Genomic DNA, 7679 nt, shown 5'->3' with positions numbered 1-7679 from the left:
CATCTTTGGACTATTTTATAAATATATTTGGTATTATTTAGTTTGATTTAGCAAATCGTAATAACATTTTTATTAAAAATAAATAATTATTCATATATAAATCAACCAACTAGTCTTTTTTACTTACATAATAAAATATTATTTTGGGCGTGTCCCTCCGTAAAAACTTCGGCTCGGGTTATTCGTTGCAAACAACGTTCATTGAACTCCAAAAGAAATATAATATTGTGAGATAATCTTTTTTTCCCAAAAAAGTGGGGCAGGATTTCCACTGCTATCTCTCACACAAAAATTCTAACTTCCAATTCGACATCTTGTTTATAAAAGAAACAGCTATATTTCAATTCTAAATAAAAAGAAAATGGACTGAAAATCAAATGTTTTTTAAAACATATTCGTCAATTATAATTAATAACTGTATTTTGTCTATAAAAAAACACCATTTGACTGTTAAAAATTTTAAAAACATGACAAATATCATATTTTGTTACATATAAAAATACTAACTTTGTGGTATCAAAACCGCAAATAATCATGAGTGTCATCTACCTATTAATATCCATCAGTGTAATTGTAGCCATCGGATTTTTGGCAGCTTTTATAAGAGCAGTCAAATCAGGACAATTTGACGACGATTATACCCCTTCTGTTCGTATGTTATTTGACGACGAATTAGTAAAAAAGAACCATTCAAAAAAGTAAATTTTAAATCAATCATTATATTTTATGGAAATGCAACAATTTTATTACGACAACAAAATTGTAAAGAAGTTTCTCTATGCCACTATTTTATTTGGTGTTGTAGGAATGCTTGTGGGGCTTATTTTAGCCTTGATGTTTATTTTTCCAAATTTAACCGAAGGGATTTCCTGGTTAAGTTTTGGAAGATTAAGACCCTTACACACCAATGCTATTATTTTTGCATTTGTAGGAAATTCTATGTTTGCGGGCGTATATTATGCCTTACAACGTTTACTCAAAGCCCGAATGTATAACGACACGTTAAGCAATATCCATTTTTGGGGTTGGCAAATTATCATTGTTGCTGCGGCTATTACATTGCCATTAGGAATTACTACCTCGAAGGAATATGCCGAGCTGGAATGGCCAATAGATATTGCTATAGCCTTAATTTGGGTTGTTTTTGGTATCAACATGATTGGTACCATGATCAAGCGACGTGAAAGACACTTATATGTAGCCATTTGGTTTTTCCTTGCCACTTTTGTAACAGTAGCCGTATTGCACATTTTCAATAGTTTGGAACTTCCCGTATCGGGACTAAAAAGTTATTCTGTATATGCTGGCGTTCAGGATGCCTTGGTGCAATGGTGGTATGGTCATAATGCAGTAGCATTTTTCCTAACCACTCCATTTTTAGGTCTAATGTATTATTTTTTACCTAAAGCCGCCAACAGACCAGTATATTCTTATAGATTGTCTATCATTCACTTTTGGTCTTTAATATTCATTTATATTTGGGCCGGCCCTCATCATTTGTTGTATTCGGCATTGCCAAATTGGGCTCAAAATCTTGGAGTCGTTTTTTCAATCATGCTTATTGCTCCGTCTTGGGGCGGAATGATTAATGGTCTTTTAACCCTTAGAGGAGCTTGGGACAAAGTAAGACAAGATGCTGTGTTGAAGTTTTTTGTCGTGGCCATTACCGGTTATGGTATGGCTACTTTTGAAGGGCCAATGTTGTCTTTAAAAAACGTTAATGCCATTGCCCATTTTACCGATTGGATTATTGCCCACGTACACGTTGGAGCATTGGCTTGGAACGGTTTTATGGCATTTGGAATGATTTATTGGTTAATTCCTCGCATGACCAATGGCAAATTGTATTCAGAAAAATTAGCTAATTTCCATTTTTGGATAGGTACTTTAGGAATTATTTTATACACTTTACCAATGTACGTAGCTGGTTTCTTGCAAGCTTCGATGTGGAAACAGTTCAATCCAGATGGTACTTTAACCTACGGAAACTTCCTCGAAACTGTCAAAGAAATCATGCCTATGTATGCCATGAGAGCCGTGGGAGGTACATTGTATTTGATAGGCATGTTGGTGTTGGTTTACAATATTATCAAAACCATCAAAGCCAATGCCAGCATCGAAGACGAATTGGCCGCAGCACCTGCTTTACAAAAAATAAGCAGCAGCCGATTGAAGGGTGAAAAATTCCATCCTTGGCTAGAACGTAAACCCATTCAACTTACAATATTGGCAACCATAGCCATTTTAATTGGAGGTATTATTCAAATTGTGCCTACCATAATGGTAAAATCCAATATCCCAACCATTGCAAGTGTCAAACCATATACCCCTCTAGAACTCGAGGGTAGAGATTTGTATATCCGTGAAGGATGTGTAAGCTGTCATTCGCAAATGATCAGACCTTTTAGAAGCGAAGTAGAACGTTATGGGCCACAATCAAAAGCTGGAGAATTTGTTTATGATCATCCGTTTTTGTGGGGGTCTAAACGTACAGGTCCCGACTTGCAAAGAGAAGGTGGCAAGTATAACGACAACTGGCATTTCAACCACTTTTGGAGTCCGCAAAGCATTTCCGAAGGGTCCATTATGCCATCATACAAATGGTTGTTTGACAACAAAGCCATGGACTTGTCATTAACCGAAAAGAAAATGAAAGCCATGCAAACACTAGGGGTTCCCTATACAGACCAGCAAATTGCTCAAGCTCAAAAAGATTTGAGAACTCAAGCATTGCAAATTGAAAATAATTTGAAAAGCGACCCCGACTTTGTAAAAAGCGATGATGCTAGTAAGAAAAAAGCTATTTCAAAAGGCGAAAAATTTGTTCCAATGAACGAAAGAGAAATTGTGGCCTTGATTGCTTATGTACAACGTTTAGGAATTGATACTAAAGAAAAAAAATAACATCATGTTTGAACAAATAAAACACAATTTAGAAACCATATCGGGAGTGTCTATTTACCCAATTATGTCATTACTCTTGTTCTTTATCTTTTTTGTTACATTGGGTATTTGGGTTTTTTCATACAAAAAAGAAAAAATAGATGAATTAAGTAAAATTCCGTTAAATGATTGAAAACAAGGTAGTTAAATATTATTTGTACAGGAATTATCAAATACCAAACGATAATCTAATACACCATAAAACCTAGTTTTCTAAAAAAAATTCAATAATAAAATATATGTTTATGAATAAAATATTTCCTGCTTATTTACGAGTACCAGTGTTTTTTTTCCTCACATTTGGTGCTGTGGAATATTTTATAGATTCGGGCAACCAACCTGCATTTATCAAATATCCAATTGTATCTGTATTTTTACTGGTATTGTTATTTGTATTAATAGCTATTGAAGTAACATTATATGCCGTGGACAACGTGATGTTTCAACTGCTTACAGATGAAGAAAAACAAAAAGCCATTGCCGAAAGTCAATTGGGCATAACACAGCAAAAATGGTATAAAAACCTGATGCAAAAACTAACCAAAACCTCGCCAATTGAAAGCGAAAACGATTTGTTATTGCATCATGACTATGATGGAATCAAAGAATTAGACAACAATTTGCCACCATGGTGGGTAGTCCTTTTTTATGCCTGTATTGCTTTTGCCGCCATTTACTTGGTGCGATACGATGTAATGGGCGCAGACAATCAAGAAATGGAACTTCAAAAAGAAATGGCTCAAGCAAAAATTGATGTTGAGGAATATCTTAAAACAGCTCCAGATTTGATGACCGAAGAAAAAGTAACTTTACTTACCGAAAAAGCCGATTTGGAAAAAGGCAAAACTATTTTTACAGACAATTGTGCCGCATGCCATAGAGCAGATGGTGGTGGCCAAATTGGACCAAATTTGACCGATGCCAACTGGATTTTTGGGGGCTCTATCAAAAATTTGTTTCACACCATAGCAAACGGTGGCCGAGATGGCAAAGGAATGATTGCCTGGAAAACTACCTTAAAACCCAAAGAAATTCAGCTTGTGGCCAGTTATGTATTGTCGCTTCAAGGCAGCAATCCAAAAGAGGGCAAAGCTCCTGAAGGCGATTTATATAAGCCCGATCTTGCTGCAACTCCTGTTGTAAAATAATGTCAAATACAAAGCATTTTGATACATTTTCAAAATGCTTTTTCAATTTCATAATTTGTAGTAACAATTTTCAAAATGTCAAATTCCAATCAAAGTTTTAGAGACTCCATAGGCACAATAGACGACAAAGGAAAAAGAAAATTTATTTTTCCAAAAAAGCCATCTGGCAAATGGTATAATTACAGAAAAATAGTAAGTTATTTTTTATTAATTATATTAATTTTAAATCCTTTTATCAAAATTAATGGCAACCAATTGATGATGTTTAACGTTTTGGAAAGACGTTTTAACATTTTTGGATTTCCGTTTTGGCCACAAGATTTCTATATTTTTGTACTGTTTATGATAGTGGGCGTGGTATTTGTCATTTTATTTACGGTTATTTTTGGACGTATCTTTTGTGGATGGATTTGCCCGCAAACTATATTTTTAGAAATGGTTTTCAGACGCATCGAATATTGGATTGAAGGCGACAGAGGGGCTCAAATTCGATTGAACAAACAAGAATGGAATGCTGAAAAAATAAGAAAAAAAGCCTTCAAATGGTTGTTGTTTTTATTAATTTCGTTTGGAATTGCCAATGTGTTTTTGGCCTATTTAATCAGTAGCGACAACTTGATACAAATGGTTCAGGACGGACCCCAACACCATGTGAGTACTTTAATTTCGTTGTTGATTTTTACAGGTGTTTTCTATTTTATTTTTGTTTGGTTTAGAGAGCAAGTGTGCATTATTGCTTGCCCTTATGGCCGGTTGCAAGGGGTACTGCTCGATAACAAATCTATCAATGTAGCCTATGATTTTGTTAGAGGCGAAAAAGAATTGGGCAGAGCCAAATTTAATAAAAACGAGGATAGAGCCACCACAGGAAAAGGCGATTGCATCGATTGCGGATTGTGCGTAAACGTTTGTCCGACAGGAATCGACATCCGAAACGGTACCCAATTAGAATGTACCAACTGCACGGCTTGTATAGACGAATGTAACACCATCATGACCAGCGTTGGACTTCCAAAAGGGCTTATCCGATATGCCTCTGAAGACGAAATAGAAAAAAAAGAAAAATTCCAATTCACAAACAGAATGAAAGGATATTCAGCTGTTTTGTTTATTTTAATGGGTATATTAATAGGTTTACTTTTTTTAAGAACCGAAGTAGAAACCACCATTCTTCGACTACCAGGGCAATTATTTCAGCACAAAGGTGATAAAATTAGTAATATTTTCACTTATAAAATAATTAATAAAACAAACAATGACTTTAATAAAATTCATTTTAAGTTGAAAAATATTAAAGGAAGCATACAAATGGTGGGCAAAAACGATATTATTGTTCCCAAACAAGGCATGAACGAAGGAACACTTTTTATAGAAATTGATGCTTTTCTGTTAGAAAGCGATAGAACAAAACTCGAAATAGAAGTATTTGATGGCAAACATAAAATTGAAACCACCAAAACCAGTTTTTTAAGTCCCCGAAATTTTTAACTATAAATATTAATAACGATGAATCAGTCTGATAATCAACAAAATAGCTTATTTAAAATAAGTTGGGGAACGGGTATATTTTTGGCTTTTGTAGGCTTCATGAGCTTTATTTTGTATTTTGTAATCAAAGTGCAATCCAATGCCAAATACGACAACGAACTGGTTGTTGCAGAATATTATAAACATGATGCTCATTTTCAGGACGAAATGCAGAAAGAACAAAACGCTTTTGACTCTAATTCAAAACCTCAAATCATGGATAATGCTCAAACAATTGATATTTTGTTTCCAAATACAATAGATATTTCAAGTTTAAAAGGGACAATTTCGTTTTATAGACCTTCTAACCAAAAATTAGATTTTAAGGTTCCCATTTCTGGACAAAAAATGGAAATTCAGAAACAAAATTTGGTTGCTGGCCGATGGAATATTAGTATAGAGTGGAATTATAAAAATAAATCCTATCTTTTAAAAGAAAATTTATACATAAGATAATATTTATATCTATAAAAAACGAATATGTTATTTACGGCTTTCATATTTGGACTTCTCAGTAGTTTGCACTGCATCGGAATGTGTGGGCCAATAGCCCTTATGCTCCCTGTGGACAGGCACAACGAGGCTAAAAGGGTTTTACAAATCTTAACCTATCACACAGGCCGACTTACCGCTTATAGTTTGATGGGCTTGCTGTTTGGACTATTAGGCAAAGGGCTATATTTGGCAGGATTACAACAAAGACTGTCTATTTTTATTGGAATAGCCATGATTTTATTTTTTATAATTCCCGAAAAAAAAATCAATGCTATTCCTTTTTTAAAATTTTTCTTCATTTTTATATCAAAAATCAAATCAAAATTGGGGCATCAATTCAAACAAAAAACCTATAAATCGTTGTTGAGTATTGGTTTTTTAAACGGTTTTTTACCTTGTGGCATGGTATATTCGGCCTTATTTGGTGCCATTGCACAACAAAACGTTGTACATGGTATGTTGTTCATGTGTTGTTTTGGATTGGGTACCATACCATTAATGAGTGGCGTGGTTTTGTTTCAAAATTGGATAACACTTTCCGTACGAAATAAGATACAAAAAATTATTCCTATTATTGGAATTTGTATTGGTTTTGTATTTATATTAAGAGGTTTAGGTATGAATATACCATATATATCACCATCTAATATGCAATTATTTATACAAGAAAACGCCAATTGTCATTAAAAAACATTTATTGATGGTGATAAGGTTCGTTTTTCAAAATGGTAAACGACCTATATAATTGTTCAACAAAAAATAATCGAATCATTTGGTGAGAAAAAGTCATTTTTGAAAGCGATATTTTGCCTAGTGCTTTTTGATAAACGGCCTCCGAAAAACCATAAGGGCCACCAATAACAAAAACCAAATTCTTGATACCGGCATTCATTTTTTTTTGAATTTCTTCAGAAAAAGCAACGCTCGAAAACATTTTGCCATTTTCGTCTAACAAAATCAATTGATCGCTTGAGGTTATTTTTGACAAAATCAATGTTCCTTCTTTTTCTTTCTGAATTTTCTCCGAAACATTTTTAAGGTTTTTCAAATCTGGAATAATATCTATTTCAAATTTGATATAAAATCCCAACCTTTTTTGATAATCATCTATCAATATTTGCAGGTTTTTATTGTCGGTTTTGCCAATGGCAATCAACTTGATGTTCATAAATAGAGTAAAATAATAAGGGCAAATTTATACATTTTATACGTATTGAAAAACACCAAATGTAAATAAGTTCAATTATTGAAAGTGCTTTAAATTCTCTTTCCTTTTTTTATCTATTTTATTGAAATAAATAAAAAACTTTAACCATTTTAGGAATAAAAAGGGTTAAAGTTATACCAAATATATTTATAAAATAGTCCAAAGATACGTAGTTATTTTTTAGAAAAAATTTTCAAAAAAATCGTTGCATAGCTGGGCTACGGAACTATTTTTTTTTAATAATTTTAGCAAAAAAGAACAAGTAGATTGGACTATTTTATATGTATATTTGGTATAAGATTAAATGTCGTTAAATTAATGCTTATCTAAACGACATTTGATTATAAATATAATATTTA

General features: G+C 33.2%; 8 protein-coding genes. 7 read left to right on the top strand and 1 reads right to left on the bottom strand.

The genetic code is table 11. From position 1 onward, the window contains the following. The first annotated feature begins 534 nt into the window (after positions 1 to 534). From ccoS to B0A58_RS11290, 7 genes are all read left to right on the top strand, one after another. Entirely contained in the window at positions 535 to 702 is a 168-nt protein-coding gene (gene ccoS / locus B0A58_RS11320; RefSeq protein WP_089081150.1) for a cbb3-type cytochrome oxidase assembly protein CcoS, read from the top strand. A 24-nt stretch (positions 703 to 726) separates the two neighbouring features. Then, entirely contained in the window at positions 727 to 2904 is a 2178-nt protein-coding gene (gene ccoN, locus B0A58_RS11315) for a cytochrome-c oxidase, cbb3-type subunit I (RefSeq protein ID WP_089081149.1), read from the top strand. Between the two features lie 4 nt (positions 2905 to 2908). Further along, complete coding sequence (locus B0A58_RS11310; protein WP_014084514.1) at positions 2909 to 3076, top strand: CcoQ/FixQ family Cbb3-type cytochrome c oxidase assembly chaperone; 168 nt, start codon at positions 2909 to 2911, stop codon at positions 3074 to 3076. Positions 3077 to 3188: 112 nt separating this feature from the next. Further along, the gene (locus B0A58_RS11305) at positions 3189 to 4091 is read left to right on the top strand and encodes a cbb3-type cytochrome c oxidase N-terminal domain-containing protein (RefSeq protein ID WP_165766331.1); all 903 of its coding nucleotides are present in this window, start codon (positions 3189 to 3191) and stop codon (positions 4089 to 4091) included. A gap of 75 nt (positions 4092 to 4166) precedes the next feature. Next, positions 4167 to 5579 carry a cytochrome c oxidase accessory protein CcoG gene (ccoG, locus tag B0A58_RS11300; RefSeq protein WP_089081147.1) on the top strand — a complete coding sequence of 471 codons (1413 nt, stop codon included), beginning with the start codon at positions 4167 to 4169 and terminating at the stop codon, positions 5577 to 5579. A gap of 18 nt (positions 5580 to 5597) precedes the next feature. Continuing rightward, positions 5598 to 6074, top strand: a complete 477-nt coding sequence (locus B0A58_RS11295; protein WP_089081146.1) for a FixH family protein — start codon at positions 5598 to 5600, stop codon at positions 6072 to 6074. A 24-nt stretch (positions 6075 to 6098) separates the two neighbouring features. Beyond that, positions 6099 to 6800: a sulfite exporter TauE/SafE family protein gene (locus tag B0A58_RS11290; RefSeq protein ID WP_089081145.1), complete on the top strand. Its 702-nt coding sequence runs from the start codon at positions 6099 to 6101 to the stop codon at positions 6798 to 6800. Positions 6801 to 6807: 7 nt separating this feature from the next. Here the strand turns inward: B0A58_RS11290 and rlmH are convergent, their stop codons facing one another. After that, positions 6808 to 7281 carry a 23S rRNA (pseudouridine(1915)-N(3))-methyltransferase RlmH gene (gene rlmH / locus B0A58_RS11285; RefSeq protein ID WP_089081144.1) on the bottom strand — a complete coding sequence of 158 codons (474 nt, stop codon included), beginning with the start codon at positions 7279 to 7281 and terminating at the stop codon, positions 6808 to 6810. Positions 7282 to 7679: the final 398 nt, after the last annotated feature.

This window comes from Flavobacterium branchiophilum NBRC 15030 = ATCC 35035, from assembly GCF_002217205.1.
Lineage (GTDB): Bacteria > Bacteroidota > Bacteroidia > Flavobacteriales > Flavobacteriaceae > Flavobacterium > Flavobacterium branchiophilum.
This window is presented reverse-complemented; position numbering and strand designations above follow the sequence as displayed.

What these genes read in the sequence shown, in the direction of transcription:
- ccoS (WP_089081150.1), top strand. Translation starts at nt 535, where the DNA reads ATGAGTGTCATCTACCTATTAATATCCATCAGTGTAATTGTAGCCATC.
- ccoN (WP_089081149.1), top strand. Translation starts at nt 727, where the DNA reads ATGGAAATGCAACAATTTTATTACGACAACAAAATTGTAAAGAAGTTT.
- B0A58_RS11310 (WP_014084514.1), top strand. Translation starts at nt 2,909, where the DNA reads ATGTTTGAACAAATAAAACACAATTTAGAAACCATATCGGGAGTGTCT.
- B0A58_RS11305 (WP_165766331.1), top strand. Translation starts at nt 3,189, where the DNA reads ATGAATAAAATATTTCCTGCTTATTTACGAGTACCAGTGTTTTTTTTC.
- ccoG (WP_089081147.1), top strand. Translation starts at nt 4,167, where the DNA reads ATGTCAAATTCCAATCAAAGTTTTAGAGACTCCATAGGCACAATAGAC.
- B0A58_RS11295 (WP_089081146.1), top strand. Translation starts at nt 5,598, where the DNA reads ATGAATCAGTCTGATAATCAACAAAATAGCTTATTTAAAATAAGTTGG.
- B0A58_RS11290 (WP_089081145.1), top strand. Translation starts at nt 6,099, where the DNA reads ATGTTATTTACGGCTTTCATATTTGGACTTCTCAGTAGTTTGCACTGC.
- rlmH (WP_089081144.1), bottom strand. Translation starts at nt 7,281, where the DNA reads ATGAACATCAAGTTGATTGCCATTGGCAAAACCGACAATAAAAACCTG.